Raw genomic sequence first — 16,351 nt, 5'->3', positions numbered from 1 at the left:
CATGCGGCAGGGCCCGTCCCGGCGTGCGCGACCGGGCGCAGGCGGTGGTGGCGTACGAGTCGGGGCTGCTCGTCGTGCCGCGGTCGGGCTGAATCCCGGGCCCCGGGCGGCGGGCCGTGCGGGCGCATGCGACAGGCCCCCGTCCCGGCGTGCGGAACGGGGGCCTGCGGTGCGCTTCGGAGAAGCCCGGTTACTTCTTCTCGACCGGCTTGCGCAGCTGGATGTTGAGCTCGCGCAGGCGCGTCTCGTCCAGCTCGGTGGGCGCGCCCATCATCAGGTCCTGCGCGTTGCCGTTCAGCGGGAAGCCGATGGTCTCCCGGATGTTCGGCTCGTCGGCGAGGAGCATGACGATGCGGTCGACGCCCGGGGCGATCCCGCCGTGCGGCGGGGCGCCGAAGCGGAACGCGCGGAGCATGCCCGCGAACTCGGCCTCGACGGTGTCACGGTCGTAGCCCGCGATCTCGAAGGCCTTGAGCATGATGTCGGGCTCGTGGTTCCGGATGGCACCGGAGGACAGCTCGATGCCGTTGCAGACGATGTCGTACTGCCAGGCCAGGATGTCGAGCGGGTCCTTCTCCTCCAGGTCCTGCATGCCGCCCTGCGGCATGGAGAACGGGTTGTGGGAGAAGTCGATCTTGCCGGTGTCCTCGTCCTTCTCGTACATCGGGAAGTCGACGATCCAGCAGAACCGGAAGACGCCCTCCTCGAAGTGCCCGGCGCGCTTGGCGGCCTCGACGCGGACGGCGCCCATGATCTTGGAGACCTCGTCGAACTCGCCCGCGCCGAAGAACACGGCGTGACCGGCCTTGAGGCCGAGGCGCTCGGTGAGGACCTTGACGTTCTCCTCGGTGAGGAACTTGGCGATCGGGCCCGCGAACGCCCCGTCCTCGCCGACGCGGATCCAGGCCAGGCCCTTGGCGCCCTGCTCGACCGCGTAGTCGCCCAGGCCGTCGAAGAACTTGCGGGACTGCGAGGCGGTGTCCGGGACGGGCAGCGCGCGCACGTGCTTGCCCGCGAACGCCTTGAACTCCGAGCCCTCGAACACGTCGGTGATGTCGACGAGCTCCAGCTGGGCGCGCAGGTCCGGCTTGTCGTTGCCGTACTTCAGCATCGACTCGCGGAACGGGATGCGCGGGAAGGGGCTCGTGACCTCGCGGCCGCCGCCGAACTCGGTGAACAGCTCCGTCATGAGCTTCTCGATGGGCTGGAAGACGTCTTCCTGCTCCACGAAGCTCATCTCGACGTCGAGCTGGTAGAACTCGCCCGGCGAGCGGTCCGCGCGCGCGTCCTCGTCGCGGAAGCACGGCGCGATCTGGAAGTAGCGGTCGAAGCCCGAGATCATCAGCAGCTGCTTGAACTGCTGCGGGGCCTGCGGCAGCGCGTAGAACTTGCCCGGGTTCAGGCGGGAGGGGACGACGAAGTCACGGGCGCCCTCGGGGGACGTCGCGGTGAGGATCGGCGTCGCCATCTCGTTGAAGCCGAGGGCGACCATCTTCGAGCGGATCGAGGCGATCACGGCGCTGCGCAGCATGATGTTGCGGTGCATGCGCTCGCGGCGCAGGTCCAGGAAGCGGTACTCCAGGCGGCGCTCCTCGCCGACCCCGTCGTCCTGGTTGATCTGGAACGGCAGCTGCTGGGCGGCGCCGAGCACCTCGACCTCGGCGGCCTCGATCTCGATCTCTCCGGTGGGCAGCTCCGGGTTGACGTTGTCCGCGCCGCGGGAGACGGCCTTGCCGTCGACGCGGACGACCGTCTCCTTCGTCAGCTTGTCGAGGACCTCGGCCGCCTTCGTGCCGGGGCGGGCGACGAGCTGCGTGATGCCGTAGTGGTCGCGCAGATCGATGAAGAGGATGCCGCCCAGGTCTCGGCGATTGTGCAGCCAGCCGCTCAGCCGGACGTCGGAGCCGACGTCAGAGGCGCGGAGCTCGCCGCAGGTGTGGGACCTGTACCGATGCATCGTCGTTCATCCAGCCTTTGCACTTTGGGGTTCCCGGGGAGACGACCCGGATCTGTGCAAGGGTACCGGCCGCCTCAAGATCGCTCTCCAAATACTCTCGGTGGCCGTATGCGATCTCCTCTTCATACAGTGGGGCAATGCGCACAGGTGAGCCCCTCCCTCCGGTGGAGGACGTCCTCGCCGCTCTCGCGACCGGCCTGTGGCGGTGGGACAACCGGGCGGGCCTCGTCACCTTCGACGTGGAGGCCGCCCGGCTGATCGGCCTGCCCTCGCCCGACGGGAAGCCGGTCACGCTCTCCGAGTCGGGCGCCCGGGCCCGCTTCCACCCCGTCGACTGGAACGAGATCGACGGGATCGTGCGGCTCGCCCTCGCCGAGGGCACCCTCGCCGAGGCCCGCCTGCGGGTCATGGACGAGCGGGGCCGGGTGCTGCGGACGGTACGCAGCCGCTCCCAGCCCGTGGTCCACGGCGACTCCCCGGACCTGTACGAGCTGATCGGCACCCTCCAGGAGGTGACCGAGCCGTCGCCGGACGCCGCGTCGCGCACCCCGGTGACCGGGGACTGGCGCCGCTCACGCGAGGCGTTCCTGCTGGACGCGGGCCGGGCCCTGGCGGAGGCCGGGTCGACGCAGGAGGTGCTGCGGGTCGCCGCGGGCCTGTCGATGCCGGGGTTCTCGCCGGAGGGGCTCGCCGTCTTCGGCGTCGCGGGCGACCGGCTCACCGTCATCGGCCACCACGGGCACAAGGCCGGCTCCGAGGGCCCCTTCACCGACATGGACCTGGCCACCGACTACCCGGCGGCCGAGGTCTGCCGCAGCGGGCGCGCGGTCTACCTGTCGTCGCCGGACGAGTACCAGGGCCGCTATCCGGCGGCCTGGCCGCTGGCGGCGCGGTTCAACCGGCAGTCGTGGGCGTTCCTGCCGCTGATCGTCGCGGGCCGCACGATCGGGGCGTGGATGGCGGGCTTCGCCTACCCGGTGTCGTTCACGCCCGACGAGCGCTCGGTGCTCACGACGGTCGCGCGGATGCTGGCGCAGGCCCTGTCGCGGGCCGGGGTCGCCGAGTCGGAGCGGGAGCTGACCGACGGCCTGCAGAAGTCGATGCTGCCCACGCTCGGCCCCGAGATCCCGGGGATGGCCCTCGCGGCCCGCTACGTCCCGACCGGCGGCGGCCTCCAGGTCGGCGGCGACTGGTACGACATGATCCCCCTCCCGAACGGGCACATCGCCCTCGTCATCGGCGACGTCCAGGGGCACGACGTGCGGGCCGCCGGACTGATGGGCCAGCTCCGCATCGCCCTGCGCGCCTACGCCTCCGAGGGGCACCGTCCGGACGCGGTCCTCTCCCGCGCCTCGCGCTTCCTGCACGGCATCGGCGCCCCCGTCCACGACGACGGCCTCGCGGACCCGCGCTTCGCGACCTGCCTGTACGTCGAGGCCGACCCGGCGACGGGCTTCCTGGAGATGGCCCGCGCGGGCCACCCCGACCCCGCGATACGCATGGCCGACGGCACGGTCCTGATGCGGCCCACGGCCGGCGGGCTGCCGCTCGGCATCGACCCCGACGCGGACTACCCGACGACCCGGCTGGTCCTGGAGCCCGGCGAGACGCTGCTGCTGTGCACCGACGGCCTGATCGAGACGGGCGGGCACGACCTCGACACCGGCTGGGCCCGGGTCCGTACGACGCTGGAATCGGCCGCCGCCGAGAAGCTGGAGGAGCTGGCCGACGCCCTCGTCCAGGCAGTGCACGGGCCCTCCTCGCACCACACCACCGGCCCGCTCGCCGACCGCCGCGAGGACGACATAGCGCTGCTGCTCCTGCGGCGGACCACCCCGTCCGCCGGTCCCACGACGGCCCGCCGCACCGCGATGACCATCGCGCAGGCCGAGCCGGAGCGGATCGCCGCCGCCCGCCAGCAGCTGCGCGAGCTGCTGCACGACTGGAGCGACGAGGACCAGGTCGACTCGGCGGTGCTGCTCATCTCCGAGATGGTCACGAACGTCCTGGTGCACACCGACGGCGACGCGCTCATGGTCGCCGAGGTCACCCGTGGCACCGAGGGCGGCCCGCGCCGGATGCGGGTGGAGGTCGCGGACGCCTCCGACAATCTGCCGCACAAGCGCCGGCCCGGTGAACTCGCCTCGTCCGGGCGGGGGTTGGTGCTCATGGAACTGCTCGCGCAGCGCTGGGGCGTGGACCCCCAGGGCGAGGGCAAGAGCATCTGGTTCGAGCTCTACGAGCCGTCCGCCGCGCCGGTGGCCGGCGACGGGGCTGTTTCACGTGAAACGGCGCCACCGGGCCCGTAACGGCCCCGCAGTTCGTTGATGATGCCGAACGCCGCGGCCGTCAGCGGCACCGCGAGCAGCATCCCGAGGATCCCGGCGACCGAGGCGCCCGCGGTGATCGCGAGCAGCACCACGGCCGGGTGCATCTGCACCGTGCGCGACTGGATCATCGGCTGCAGCACGTGCCCTTCGAGCACCTGCACCGCGAGGACCACGCCGAGCGCCCACAGGGCGATGACGAAGCCCCGGTCGGCGAGGGCGACGAGGACGGCGACCGCGCCGGAGATGAAGGCGCCCAGGTACGGGATGTAGGCGCCGACGAACACCAGGGCCGCCAGCCCGACCGCGCCGGGCACCCCCAGGACGAGCAGCCCGATGCCGATGCAGGTGGCGTCGATGAGGGCGATGAGCGTGGTGCCGCGCATGAAGCCCGCGATCGCCGCGAAGGCCCGGCGCGCGATGGCCTCCAGGACCTCGCCCGTGTTGCCGGGCGCGGCCTGGCGCAGTGCCGTCCTGAAGCGCGGGGCGTCCCGCAGGAAGAAGAAGCAGAGCAGCAGCGCGAGGACCGCCATGGCCACGATCTCGCCCGCCGCGCTGAGCCCGCTGATCACCCCGGACGCCGCGTCGCCGCCGTACTTCTTGAGCAGGTCCTGGGCGTTGTCGGCGAGGTGGTCGAGGTCCAGGGCGCCGGTGCCGAACCGGTCGGAGAGGTCGAGGGCGGCCTGTTTCACGGAGGCGACGATCTGGTCGCCGGTGTCGATCAGGGCCTTGACCACGATGTATCCGGCGCCCCCGACGACGACCAGGATCAGGGCGCAGGTCAGGCCCGCCGCGAGCGACCGCTGCACCTTGGCCTTGCGCAGGGAGAGGTAGACGGGCCGGAGCAGAGCGGTGCCGAGCAGCGCGAGGAGCACCGGCACCACGGCCGTCTTGAGCTCGACGCACAGCCAGATCCCGACGGCCGCCACCCCGGTGACGAGCAGCACCACCGCACACCAGGCGGCGACGCGGCGGGCGGGGTCGGGGAGGAGCTGCTGACGGGTCTGCACCCGGCCAGTCGATCATGGCCCGGCCGATGTCACCCCCCGAGGGGGTACGGGCGGGTGACGGGAAGTCAGCCGTCCTCAGCGCGCCCGGACATGGTGACGGCCCGCCGGGTGCAGAATCGGCGGGCCGTCACGTGCGAGGAGCGCTGCACGCGTGCTTACGTGTGCGGCAGACGCTCGGCGGAGGGGATGACGCCCAGGCGTCCGGCCTGGAAGTCGTCGAAGGCCTGCTGGAGTTCGGCCTTGGTGTTCATCACGAACGGGCCGTAGTGCGCCATCGGCTCACGGATCGGCTGACCGCCCAGGATGACCACCTCGAGGTCCGGGGTGTTCGCGTCCTGCGCCTCGTCGGCCCGCACCGTCAGGGACGAGCCCGCACCGAACACGGCGGTCTGGCCCGTGTGGACCGGACGGCGGTCGGCGCCGACGGTGCCGCGGCCCGCGAGTACGTACACGAGACCGTTGTAGTCCTCGCGCCAGGGCAGGGTCGCCTCGGCGCCGGGGCGGACGGTCGCGTGCACCATCGTGATCGGCGTGTGCGTGATGCCGGGGCCCTCGTGACCGTCGAACTCCCCGGCGATGACGCGCAGCAGCGCGCCGCCGTCGGCGGTCGTGAGCAGCTTGACCTGGCCACCGCGGATGTCCTGGTAGCGCGGGTTCTGCATCTTGTCCTTGGCGGGCAGGTTCACCCACAGCTGCAGGCCGTGGAAGAGCCCGCCGGACATGACGAGCTGCTCCGGCGGCGCCTCGATGTGCAGCAGGCCGGAGCCCGCCGTCATCCACTGGGTGTCGCCGTTGGTGATGGTGCCGCCACCGCCGTGCGAGTCCTGGTGGATGAAGGTGCCGTCGATGATGTACGTGACGGTCTCGAAGCCGCGGTGCGGGTGCCAGGGCGTGCCCTTGGGCTCTCCCGGCGCGTACTCCACCTCGCCCATCTGGTCCATCATGATGAACGGGTCGAGGTACTTGTAGTTGATCCCGGCGAACGCCCGGCGCACCGGGAAGCCCTCGCCCTCGAAGCCGCTGGGGGCGGTCGTCACGGCGAGCACGGGGCGCGCGACGGCGTCCGCGGGCGCGGCCACACGGGGCAGGGTCAGCGGGTTCTCGACGGTCACAGCGGGCATTTTGGGGACCTCCTTGGCGTCCTCGTGCCTCGACTTTAGTTGAACGTAGAACTTTCTGCCAGTCGGAACGCAGAACGCCCGGAGGGAATTCCCTCCGGGCGTTCGAAGTGCGGGGCGTCGCGGCAGCCGCGGCGCGCTCAGCCGAGGCGCGCTCAGCCGTACATGCGGCGCATGGCGAAGTCGACCATCTGCTCGACGGCCTTCGCGTCGAAGACCATCCGGTGCTCGCCCTCCATGTCCAGGACGAAGCCGTACCCGGTGGGGAGCAGGTCGATCACCTCGGCGCCGGTGATGACGAAGTACTTGGACTCCTTGCCCGCGTACCGGCGCAGCTCCTTGAGCGTCGTGAACATGGGGATGACCGGCTGCTGGGTGTTGTGCAGCGCGAGGAAGCCCGGGGTGTCGCCGCGCGGGCAGTAGACCTTCGACGAGGCGAAGATCTGCTGGAAGTCCTCGGCGGACATCGATCCGGTGGTGAAGGCGCGGACCGCGTCGGCCAGCGACGGGGGCGACGGCTCCGGGTACAGCGGCGGCGCCTGCTGCCCGTACCCGCCCTGCATGCCCTGCTGCGGCGGCGCGTACTGCTGCCCGGCGCCCGGGCTCTGCTCATAGCCGTACATGAGGCAAGAGTACCGAGCGCGGGCGGGGCGGTGGGGCCGGGACCTTTTTCTGTAGCGGGCACTAGATAAAGGGGAGCGGGGACTGCTACGGTATTTATGTAGTAGCCGATACAGAAAGGGCGACGCGGGACACCTCGCACGCCGAGGGGAAGGAACGGCCATGAGCAGCAAGGGATTTGACGCGACGGCTCCGACGCCGGTCCTGGCGGCGACGGGCGACCGCCCGATGCCGGCCGCGCTGCAGCACGCCCCGACCACCGGCATCCCCGGCCCGCCCCTCGCCGAGAGACGCACCGGCCGCCTCCCGCTCACCGAACGCCCGCAGGAGTGGGGGAAGTTGCTGACGGAGTTCTTGCGCACCACCGGTGCATGAGAGGACTCTCGGGACGGGCCGACCGGCCCGGGACGAGGGTGCCTTCGTCACACTTGGCCCACTGGGGTTGCTTCTTATTACCGACGGGTAGCATCCTATTGGCTACTAGTTGGTACGAGTACGAGGCCGATCCCGGCACCCGACCCGAGCGGGTCCGCGCAGCGGGTCTACCTCCCAAGCCCACCCGTCACCCGGCCACCACCCCTCAACGGGGCGCTTCGCGCCGCTGATACAGAAATTTACGGAGCCGTCGCCATGGGGCACTACAAGTCGAATCTCCGCGACATCGAGTTCAACCTCTTCGAGGTGCTCGACCGCGACAAGCTGTACGGCACCGGCCCGTTCGGGGAGATGGACGTCGAGACCGCCAGGAGCATCCTCGAGGAGACCACCCGTCTCGCCGAGAACGACCTGGCCGGGTCCTTCGCCGACGCGGACCGCAACCCGCCGGTCTTCGACCCGGAGACGAACACGGCGCCGGTCCCGGAGACCTTCCGCAAGTCCTACCAGGCCTTCATGGACGCCGAGTACTGGCGCCTCGGCCTGCCCGAGGAGATCGGCGGCACCACCGCCCCGCGCTCCCTGATCTGGGCCTTCGCCGAGCTGATCCTGGGTGCCAACCCGGCGATCTGGATGTACTCCTCCGGCCCGGCCTTCGCCGGCATCCTCTTCGAGGAGGGCAACGAGGCGCAGAAGAAGGTCGCCGAGATCGCCGTCGAGAAGCAGTGGGGCTCGACGATGGTGCTGACCGAGCCGGACGCCGGTTCGGACGTGGGCGCGGGCCGCACCAAGGCGGTCCAGCAGGAGGACGGCTCGTGGCACATAGAGGGCGTGAAGCGGTTCATCACGTCCGGTGAGCACGACATGTCGGAGAACATCCTCCACTACGTGCTGGCCCGCCCCGAGGGCCACGGACCGGGCACGAAGGGCCTCTCGCTCTTCCTCGTCCCGAAGTTCGAGTTCGACTGGGAGACCGGCGAGCTGGGCGAGCGCAACGGCGTGTACGCGACCAACGTCGAGCACAAGATGGGCCTCAAGGCGTCCAACACGTGCGAGATGACGTTCGGCGACAAGCACCCCGCCAAGGGCTGGCTGATCGGCGACAAGCACGACGGCATCCGCCAGATGTTCCGCATCATCGAGTTCGCCCGCATGATGGTCGGCACGAAGGCGATCTCCACGCTGTCGACGGGCTACCTGAACGCGCTGGAGTACGCCAAGGAGCGCGTCCAGGGTCCCGACCTCGCGAAGTTCATGGACAAGACGGCGCCGAAGGTCACCATCACGCACCACCCGGACGTACGCCGCTCGCTGCTGACGCAGAAGGCGTACGCGGAGGGCATGCGCACCCTGGTGCTCTACACCGCCTCGGTGCAGGACGCGATCCAGGTCAAGGAGGCCTCCGGCGAGGACGCCTCGACCGAGCACGCGCTGAACGACCTGCTGCTGCCGATCGTGAAGGGCTACGGCTCGGAGAAGGGCTACGAGCAGCTGGCGCAGTCGCTGCAGACGTTCGGCGGCTCCGGCTTCCTGCAGGAGTACCCGATCGAGCAGTACATCCGTGACTCGAAGATCGACACGCTCTACGAGGGCACCACGGCGATCCAGGGCCAGGACTACTTCTTCCGCAAGATCGTCCGCAACCAGGGCGCCGCGCTGAACGGTCTGGCGGAGGAGATCAAGAAGTTCCTCGCGGTCGAGACCGGCGGCGAGGAGCTGGCCGCGGCCCGCGGCTCCCTCGCCAAGGCGGCCGTCGAGCTGGAGGCCATCGTCGGCATCATGCTGACGGACCTGGCCGCCACGGAGCAGGACGTCAAGGCCATCTACAAGGTGGGCCTCAACACGACGCGCCTGCTCATGGCCTCCGGCGACGTCGTCGTCGGCTACCTGCTCCTCAAGGGCGCGGCCGTCGCCGCCGAGAAGCTGGCGCAGGGCGCCTCCGGCAAGGACGTCGCCTTCTACCAGGGCAAGATCGCCGCGGCGAAGTTCTTCGCGGCGAACGTCCTGCCGGGCGTCATCGGCGAGCGGAAGCTGGCGCAGGCCGCGAGCGAGTCGGGCCTGGACGTGATGGAGCTGGACGAGTCGGCGTTCTAGGCTCCGCCGCGCGGAATCCGTCGAGGCCCGCCGTCCCCACCCGGGGACGGCGGGCCTTCGTCCTTCCCCTGCGGCACCCCATCGGGGAAAGCCGCGCGCAGCGCATGCCGCGAGCCACGCGGAGAACCACGCGCGCAGCACACACCGCCAGGCACACGGAGAACCACGCACAGCACACGCCCCCAGGCACACGGGAACCCTCGCACAGCGCACGCCGTCTGGGGCGCGGGGACCGCGCGCAGCGCATGCCGCGAGCCACGCGGAGAACCACGCGCGCAGCACACACCGCCAGGCACACGGAGAACCACGCGCAGCACACGCCCCCAGGCACACGGGGACCACGCGCAGCGCACGCCGTCAGGGGTGCGGGGACCGCGCGAGAAGCCCCGCCGGCCCGTAGTCGCGAGCGAAGCAGCACGAGACCGATGCCCGGCGGAGGCAAGGCGCAGGGCCGCCGAAGGCAGGCCCCCTGAAGCCCGCATTACCCTGGCGACATGCGCACATCCTCCGGCCCCTTCGATCGTGGGCACACCGACGACCTGATGTCCTTCCTCTCCGCGAGCCCCACGCCGTACCACGCCGTGGCGAGCGTGGCCGCGCGGCTGGAGAAGGCCGGGTTCAAGCAGGTCGCGGAGACCGACGCCTGGGACGCGACCGGCGGAGGCAAGTTCGTGACGCGCGGTGGCGCGATCATCGCCTGGTACGTGCCCGAGGGCGCCCAGGCGCACACCCCGTTCCGGATCGTCGGCGCGCACACCGACTCCCCGAACCTGCGCGTGAAGCCCCGGCCCGACATGGGCAGCCAGGGCTGGCGGCAGATCGCCGTCGAGGTCTACGGCGGGCCGCTGCTCAACTCCTGGCTCGACCGGGACCTGGGCCTGGCGGGCCGGATCACGCTGCGCGACGGCAGTGAGCGCCTCGTCGACGTCGACCGGGCCCTGCTGCGCGTGCCGCAGCTCGCCATCCACCTGGACCGCTCCGTCACCGCGGACGGCCTGAAGCTGGACAAGCAGCGCCACATGCAGCCGATCTGGGGTCTCGGCGACGACGTGCACGAGGGCGATCTGCTGGGCTTCCTGGAGGACGAGTACGGGCTCGCCCGCGGCTCGATCACCGGCTGGGACCTGATGCCGTACTCCATCGAGCCGCCCTCGTACCTGGGCCGCGACAAGGACCTCGTGGCCGGGCCCCGGATGGACAACCTGCTGTCCGTGCACGCCTGTGCGGCCGCGCTCGCCGAGGTGAGCAAGCAGGAGCACCTGACCTGCATCCCGGTGCTCGCCGCCTTCGACCACGAGGAGAACGGTTCGCAGTCCGACACCGGCGCCGACGGCCCGCTGCTCGGCAGCGTCCTGGAGCGTTCGGTGTTCGCGCGCGGCGGAGCGTACGAGGACCGGGCGCGGGCCCTCGCGGGCAGCGTCTGCCTGTCGTCGGACACCGGCCACGCCGTGCACCCGAACTACTCCGAGCGCCACGACCCCACGCACCACCCGCGCGCCAACGGCGGACCGATCCTCAAGGTGAACGTCAACAACCGCTACGCGACGGACGGTTCGGGCCGGGCCGTGTTCGCGGCGGCGTGCGAGAAGGCGGGCGTGCCGTTCCAGACGTTCGTCTCCAACAACGCGATGCCCTGCGGGACGACCATCGGCCCGATCACGGCCGCGCGGCACGGCATCAAGACCGTCGACATCGGCGCGGCGATCCTGTCGATGCACAGCGTGCGGGAACTGTGCGGCGCCGACGACCCGTTCTTGCTGGCCAACGCGTTGACCGCGTTCCTGGAAGGCTGAGTTCCGGCCTCCCCCGTGTGACGCAGGGAGCCCCGGGTACCCGGGGCTCTCACGTACCCGTACGTCACACGAGTCTGGAGGCGAACCTCATGAGCCTGGGGGGTTCCATCATTTTGGTCGCCGTCGGGGCGATCCTCGCGTTCGCTACCGACTGGCACATGAAAGGTGTCAACCTCGATCTCGTCGGCTGGATCCTGATGATCGTCGGCCTGATCGGGGTCTTCGTGTTCCGCAGCGTCGGACGGCGCAGGGGCGTGCCGCCGAACCACACCACCGTGATCGAGGACGGGCCGGAGCGCCGCTACTGAGGGGCTCGTGGCCGGTGCCAGCGCGTCGGTGAGCGGACCGCGCTTCCGGCGGGCACTGTGGTGATCACAGCGGCCCGCCGGCCCGGGCGGGCCCACCGGGACCCGAACCGGGGGAGCACCACATGACCCGCACCACCACGCCCCACGCCACCACGACCTGTTCCGCCACGCCCCGCACCACCACGACCCGCCCGAAGACGGCGCGCACGGCCGTCCTCGTCGCCGTCGGTGCCGCGCTCCTCGGCCTCACGGCGACCGCCTGCACGGGCGACGCCGACGCGACCCGGACGCCCCGAGGAGCCACGGCCGGCACCGCCCAGGGGTCCGTCGTCCGGACGGCCGCGCACGGCACGACCCCGAAGGCCGCGCCCGCGTGCACGGTCCACTCGCTCGCCTACACGCTCACGCGCAGGTTCCCGGAGCAGCAGGGCGACCACCTGCTTATCACCGCGGTCAACACGTCCGGCAGCGCCTGCACCGTGCGCAGGTTCCCCTTCGTCACGCCGGGCGGCGCCCACGGCCACGTACCGGTGGCCAAGGACGACGAGCAGCCCGCACAGCCGGTGCTCGTGCCCGCCGGAGGGACGGTCTACTCCGCGCTCCCCGTCTTCCAGGAGTCGAAGGCCGAGGACTCCTCCTTCACGTCGCTGCGCCTGTCCCTCTACGCGACCGACGCCTTCGTCACCCTGAAGACGCCCGGCGAGGTCGAGTACGCGGCCGAGCGGGCCGACGGCATCGAGGTGCTGTCCTGGAACACGAAGAAGCCGTACGACTTCTGACACCCACACTCGCTCCCTCGCCCCTCCGCCCCTCCGCCCCTTCCGGACGGTCCCGCAAGGGGCGGGCGCCTCAGGCCCGCTGATCCATCCCGGCGAGCACCAGCGGCAGCCGGTCCGCCCCGCCGTCGGTGACGCGGACCGGGACGCCCCAGTCCTGCTGGTGGACGTGGCAGGCCGGGTACTCGTTGGCCGCGTCGTCGTCGCAGGAGGCGGCCACGGCCGAGACGTGCAGCACGCCCTCGGTCACCGCCGGGTTCAGCACCAGCTCGCGGGCCAGGTCCGTGCCCGCGCCGTCGCCCGCGGCGAGCAGCTCGGGCGGCGTCGCGGAGACCAGCAGCCGCGTCGAGGGCCCGTACCGGGTGTCGAGCTTCTGCCCGGCGGGCGCCTGGAAGATGACGTCCAACTGCAGCTTGCCGCCCGCGACGTCGGTCGCCGCGCGCTGGGTGCGGTGGGCGACGGACTCGACCCGCACGGCCTCCTCGGGCAGCCGCAGCCGGGTCAGCCGGTGCCGCGCCGACTCCACGACGACGATGTCCCCGGAGTCCGCGGCCAGCACGGCGTCGCTCGGTTCCCGCAGGTCGGTGGCGAGCGTGGTGACCTGGCCGGTCGCCGGGTCGAAGCGGCGCAGCGCGTGGTTGTACGTGTCCGCGACCGCGACCGACCCGTCGGGCAGCGCGGTCACTCCCAACGGGTGCTGGAACAGGGCCTGTCCGGCGTCGCCGTCCCGGTGGCCGAAGTCGAAGAGCCCGGTGCCGACGGCCGTGTGGACGTGCCCGTCCGTGTCGACGTACCGCAGGGCGCTGGTCTCCGAGTCGGCGACCCAGAGCCGGTCCTCGCCGGCGGCGAGCCCGGACGGCTGCGCGAACCAGGCCTCGGCGCCGGGGCCGTCGACGAGCCCCTCGTTCGTGGTCCCGGCCGCGACCTCGACCGTCCCCTCGCGCGGGTCGTACGTCCACAGCTGGTGGACGCCGGCCATCGCGATCCACACCTTGCCGCCGAAGACGGCCACGTCCCACGGGGAGGAGAGGTCGACCTCGCGCGCGGGGCCGCTGGTCGGCGTCCCCTGCCACCACTGCCTGCCGGTGCCCGCGAGCGTGCCGAGCGCGCCGGTCTCCAGGTCCAGGGACCGCAGCGCGTGGTTGACGGTGTCGGCGACGACGACGGTCCGCTCGTCGAGCAGCGCGAGCCCCTGCGGCTCGTTGAAGGAGTCGGGGCCGAAGCCGCGCTCCCCACTCCCGATGCGCCGCACGACGCTCTCCCCGTCGGCGGCCAGCTCCACGAGCTGGTGCCGGGTGGTGTCGCTGACCAGGAAGTTCCCGGACGGCAGCAGGATCGCCTTGCCCGGGAAGCGCAGGTCGCCGGCGACCGGCTCGGGCGCGACGTACGGTCCGTCGCCGCGCCGCAGCGTCCCCTTAGCCTCGTGCTCAGCCTCCAACTCGTCGACCAGCGCGGCCAGGGCGTGCGCGTGCCCCTCACCGGCGTGCTGCGCGACGACGTACCCCTCGGGGTCGATCACGACCAGCGTCGGCCAGGCCCGCACGGCGTACTGCTTCCAGGTGGCGAGCTCGGGGTCGTCGAGCACGGGGTGCTCCACCCCGTACCGCTCGACGGCGTCGACGACCGCCGCGTGCTCGGCCTCGTGCACGAACTTCGGCGAGTGCACCCCGATGATCACGAGGGTGTCCCGGTGCCGCTCCTCCAGCTCACGGAGTTCGTCGAGGACGTGCAGGCAGTTGATGCAGCAGAACGTCCAGAAATCGAGGATCAATGTGCGACCTCGGAAGTCGGCGAGCTTCAGGTCCTTCCCGCCGGTGTTGATCCAGCCGCCCTTGCCGATCAGCTCGGGGGCACGGACACGGGCACGCTTGCGGGGAGCAGGCGCAGGGATGGGCGCCGAGGCAGCATCGTTCATCCTTCAAGCTTGCCATCCTGCTATGAACGTCGGAGCAACGCGGCGGCAGGACACACTTCAGGGGGCGAAGGTTGGCCACGGACGAGGACGGGACGACTGCCGGCGGGACGGCGCGGACGGCACCACAGGGGTTCATGGCGCTGCCGGGGCCCGTGGAGGACCGCAGAGAGGTGTTCGCGGGATACGTGGCGGAGGTCGTCCGGGTCCTCGGGCTCGATGTCGTTCACGAGCCGGAGCCCGGCGATCCGCGAACCTGGGTGGACCGTGCCCGGACGGCGCTGTACAAGGCCTGCCGCCGCGACCTGATCCTTTCCAAGGAGTCCTTCCAGACGCTGGTCGCGGCAGCCGTCCACGACCCCGACCCGAGCTTCAACCGCCAGTTCCTCGAACCGGCGCTGAACGCGTTCGGGCGCGGGCGGGTCCGGGCCTCGCTGCTCGGATACCTGCGGGCGGGCACGGACCTCGAGCGGGCGGGCGCGGCGAAGGCCTGGTACTGGTCCGCTCTGCCCCTGCGCATGCCCACCGTGCGGGCGGAGCACCCCGCAGCCACCGGTCCGGCGGAGCCCGACGACGCCCCGGGCGTGGAGGCCGAGTGGTACGAAACCGCGCTGCGCGAGTTCGTGAGCAACGAGCACCTGGACGTCCGGCGCTGCATCCTGCCGGGCCTGCCGCTCCGGAGGTCGGCCTATCCTCCGGAGCTGCACGACCTGGTGGACGCGGCCGTGGCGATAGCCCGGGCCCACCCGGACGAGTACCTCCGCCACCGTGTGGAACACCAGGTCGGCGACTGACACTGGCACTGGCACTGGGCACGCTCGACCACGGCGACCTCCGCTCCCGATTCAGGACTGCCAGGTGTGCCCCGTGGTCGAGTCCACGTGGTCCGGTACCGGGTCGTGGGCGTCGCCCGTCGTGGACGTCCCGGACGGTTCCAGCAGGAGGATCGCGGTGCCGGGGGCCGCGTGGGGCTTGTGCCAGGTGCCCCGCGGGACGGTGAAGACGGAGCCGCGGGGCAGGACCACGGCCCGCTCGGCGTCCTGCTCGCGCAGGGCGATCGTCAGCTCGCCCTCGACGACGAGGAAGAACTCGTCGGTGTCCTCGTGGACGTGCCAGACGTGCTCGCCCTCGACCTTGGCGACGCGGACGTCGTAGTCGTTGACCGTGGTGACGATGCGCGGGCTCCACAGGGCGTCGAAGGTGCCCAGGACCTCGGGCAGGGCGACGGGGGCGGCGGGTGTCGTGGGTCGCGCGGAGTGCGCAGGTCGGGTGGGGTGCGTGGGCTGCATGCCCCTCATCCTCGGACCGGGTGTCGCCGCGTACCAGTGCTAGAAATCGCGTATGTCGCAAGGATCCTCGCAGCGCGCCCCCCGGCCGGTGCACCGGGTCGTCGTCCTCGTCGACGACGGCGTCAACCCCTTCGAAGTCGGCGTCGCCACCGAGGTGTTCGGGCTGCCGCGGCCCGAATTGGGGCGCCACGCCCCGCTGTACGAGCTGACGCTGTGCGCCCCGGCGCCCGACATCCGGATGAACCAGGGCTTCTTCTCCCTGGGCGCGTGTGCCGGGCTCGACGCGGTCGACGCCGCCGACACCCTGATCGTGCCGGGCCGCCCGGACAACGTCGTGCCGCGCTCCGGCCCCGTGCTCGACGCCCTGCGGCGCACGTACGCGCGCGGCGCCCGCATCGTCGGCTTCTGCACCGGCGCGTTCGCGCTGGCCGAGGCCGGGCTGCTCGACGGGCGCCGGGCGACCACGCACTGGCGCTGGGCGGACGAGTTCCGGGCGTTGCACCCGAAGGTGCTGCTCACACCCGACGTGCTGTTCGTCGACGCGGGCGACGTGCTGACCGCCGCGGGCAGCGCCGCCGCCCTCGATCTGGGGCTGCACCTCGTCCGCCGCGACCACGGCGCCGAGGTCGCCAACTCCGTGTCCCGGCGGCTGGTCTTCGCCGCCCACCGGGACGGGGGCCAGCGGCAGTTCGTGGAGCGGCCCCTGCCGCAGGTGCCGGACGCCTCGCTCGCGCCGCTCCTCGCCTGGGCGCAGGAGCGGCTCGACGGGCC

Annotated in this window: 14 protein-coding genes; 8 read left to right on the top strand and 6 right to left on the bottom strand. The window is 71.6% G+C overall.

Annotated features, from left to right (window positions below; translation table 11 throughout):
- Positions 1–190: 190 nt before the first annotated feature.
- Positions 191–1,957, bottom strand: a complete 1,767-nt coding sequence (gene aspS / locus G3I40_RS45785) for an aspartate--tRNA ligase (RefSeq protein WP_164560690.1) — start codon at positions 1,955–1,957, stop codon at positions 191–193.
- Positions 1,958–2,094: 137 nt separating this feature from the next.
- Between aspS and G3I40_RS45780 the strand changes: the two genes are divergently transcribed.
- Entirely contained in the window at positions 2,095–4,266 is a 2,172-nt protein-coding gene (locus G3I40_RS45780) for a SpoIIE family protein phosphatase (protein ID WP_164560689.1), read from the top strand.
- On the opposite strand, the gene G3I40_RS45775 is transcribed toward G3I40_RS45780, so the two are convergent.
- The 3 genes from G3I40_RS45775 to G3I40_RS45765 form a co-directional block, all read right to left on the bottom strand.
- Positions 4,194–5,294 (bottom strand): AI-2E family transporter, encoded by a 1,101-nt coding sequence (locus tag G3I40_RS45775; RefSeq protein ID WP_164560688.1) that lies wholly within the window; start codon positions 5,292–5,294, stop codon positions 4,194–4,196. The genes G3I40_RS45780 and G3I40_RS45775 overlap by 73 nt on opposite strands.
- A 155-nt stretch (positions 5,295–5,449) precedes the next feature.
- Positions 5,450–6,415 carry a pirin family protein gene (locus G3I40_RS45770; protein WP_164560687.1) on the bottom strand — a complete coding sequence of 322 codons (966 nt, stop codon included), beginning with the start codon at positions 6,413–6,415 and terminating at the stop codon, positions 5,450–5,452.
- Between the two features lie 152 nt (positions 6,416–6,567).
- Entirely contained in the window at positions 6,568–7,035 is a 468-nt protein-coding gene (locus tag G3I40_RS45765; protein WP_164560686.1) for an SseB family protein, read from the bottom strand.
- 160 nt (positions 7,036–7,195) lie between these two features.
- On the opposite strand from G3I40_RS45765, the gene G3I40_RS45760 reads away from it, so the two are divergent.
- From G3I40_RS45760 to G3I40_RS45740, 5 genes are all read left to right on the top strand, one after another.
- A complete protein-coding gene (locus G3I40_RS45760) occupies positions 7,196–7,408 on the top strand; it encodes a hypothetical protein (RefSeq protein ID WP_164560685.1) in 213 nt (70 codons plus the stop codon).
- 255 nt (positions 7,409–7,663) lie between these two features.
- Positions 7,664–9,502, top strand: coding sequence for an acyl-CoA dehydrogenase (locus tag G3I40_RS45755; protein WP_164560684.1), 1,839 nt, complete (start codon positions 7,664–7,666; stop codon positions 9,500–9,502).
- Positions 9,503–9,996: 494 nt separating this feature from the next.
- Positions 9,997–11,295 carry a M18 family aminopeptidase gene (locus G3I40_RS45750; protein ID WP_164560683.1) on the top strand — a complete coding sequence of 433 codons (1,299 nt, stop codon included), beginning with the start codon at positions 9,997–9,999 and terminating at the stop codon, positions 11,293–11,295.
- Positions 11,296–11,384: 89 nt separating this feature from the next.
- On the top strand, positions 11,385–11,603 hold the full coding sequence (locus tag G3I40_RS45745) for a DUF6458 family protein (RefSeq protein ID WP_164560682.1): 219 nt from the start codon (positions 11,385–11,387) through the stop codon (positions 11,601–11,603).
- 122 nt (positions 11,604–11,725) lie between these two features.
- On the top strand, positions 11,726–12,382 hold the full coding sequence (locus G3I40_RS45740; RefSeq protein ID WP_164560681.1) for a DUF4232 domain-containing protein: 657 nt from the start codon (positions 11,726–11,728) through the stop codon (positions 12,380–12,382).
- 70 nt (positions 12,383–12,452) lie between these two features.
- Here G3I40_RS45740 and G3I40_RS45735 read toward each other — a convergent pair whose 3' ends face one another.
- A complete protein-coding gene (locus G3I40_RS45735) occupies positions 12,453–14,294 on the bottom strand; it encodes an NHL domain-containing thioredoxin family protein (protein ID WP_164560680.1) in 1,842 nt (613 codons plus the stop codon).
- 71 nt (positions 14,295–14,365) lie between these two features.
- Here G3I40_RS45735 and G3I40_RS45730 point away from each other — a divergent pair, with 71 nt between their 5' ends.
- Complete coding sequence (locus G3I40_RS45730) at positions 14,366–15,085, top strand: hypothetical protein (protein WP_239092335.1); 720 nt, start codon at positions 14,366–14,368, stop codon at positions 15,083–15,085.
- A gap of 51 nt (positions 15,086–15,136) precedes the next feature.
- Here the strand turns inward: G3I40_RS45730 and G3I40_RS45725 are convergent, their stop codons facing one another.
- Entirely contained in the window at positions 15,137–15,580 is a 444-nt protein-coding gene (locus tag G3I40_RS45725) for a cupin domain-containing protein (protein WP_164560679.1), read from the bottom strand.
- Positions 15,581–15,632: 52 nt separating this feature from the next.
- On the opposite strand from G3I40_RS45725, the gene G3I40_RS45720 reads away from it, so the two are divergent.
- Positions 15,633–16,351 (top strand): DJ-1/PfpI family protein (locus tag G3I40_RS45720; protein WP_164560678.1); only part of this gene is annotated, 719 nt, incomplete at its 3' end.

Origin of the sequence: Streptomyces sp. SID14478 (genome assembly GCF_010548525.1) — a bacterium.
GTDB lineage: Bacteria > Actinomycetota > Actinomycetes > Streptomycetales > Streptomycetaceae > Streptomyces.
The sequence above is the reverse complement of the archived record's forward strand: the minus strand, read 5'-3'. Positions and strand labels throughout refer to the sequence as shown.

Coding starts and splice junctions, on each gene's coding strand:
- G3I40_RS45740 (WP_164560681.1), top strand. CDS start 11,726: ATGACCCGCACCACCACGCCCCACGCCACCACGACCTGTTCCGCCACG.
- G3I40_RS45725 (WP_164560679.1), bottom strand. CDS start 15,580: ATGCAGCCCACGCACCCCACCCGACCTGCGCACTCCGCGCGACCCACG.
- G3I40_RS45735 (WP_164560680.1), bottom strand. CDS start 14,294: ATGAACGATGCTGCCTCGGCGCCCATCCCTGCGCCTGCTCCCCGCAAG.
- G3I40_RS45760 (WP_164560685.1), top strand. CDS start 7,196: ATGAGCAGCAAGGGATTTGACGCGACGGCTCCGACGCCGGTCCTGGCG.
- G3I40_RS45745 (WP_164560682.1), top strand. CDS start 11,385: ATGAGCCTGGGGGGTTCCATCATTTTGGTCGCCGTCGGGGCGATCCTC.
- G3I40_RS45750 (WP_164560683.1), top strand. CDS start 9,997: ATGCGCACATCCTCCGGCCCCTTCGATCGTGGGCACACCGACGACCTG.
- G3I40_RS45755 (WP_164560684.1), top strand. CDS start 7,664: ATGGGGCACTACAAGTCGAATCTCCGCGACATCGAGTTCAACCTCTTC.
- aspS (WP_164560690.1), bottom strand. CDS start 1,957: ATGCATCGGTACAGGTCCCACACCTGCGGCGAGCTCCGCGCCTCTGAC.
- G3I40_RS45780 (WP_164560689.1), top strand. CDS start 2,095: ATGCGCACAGGTGAGCCCCTCCCTCCGGTGGAGGACGTCCTCGCCGCT.
- G3I40_RS45765 (WP_164560686.1), bottom strand. CDS start 7,035: ATGTACGGCTATGAGCAGAGCCCGGGCGCCGGGCAGCAGTACGCGCCG.
- G3I40_RS45770 (WP_164560687.1), bottom strand. CDS start 6,415: ATGCCCGCTGTGACCGTCGAGAACCCGCTGACCCTGCCCCGTGTGGCC.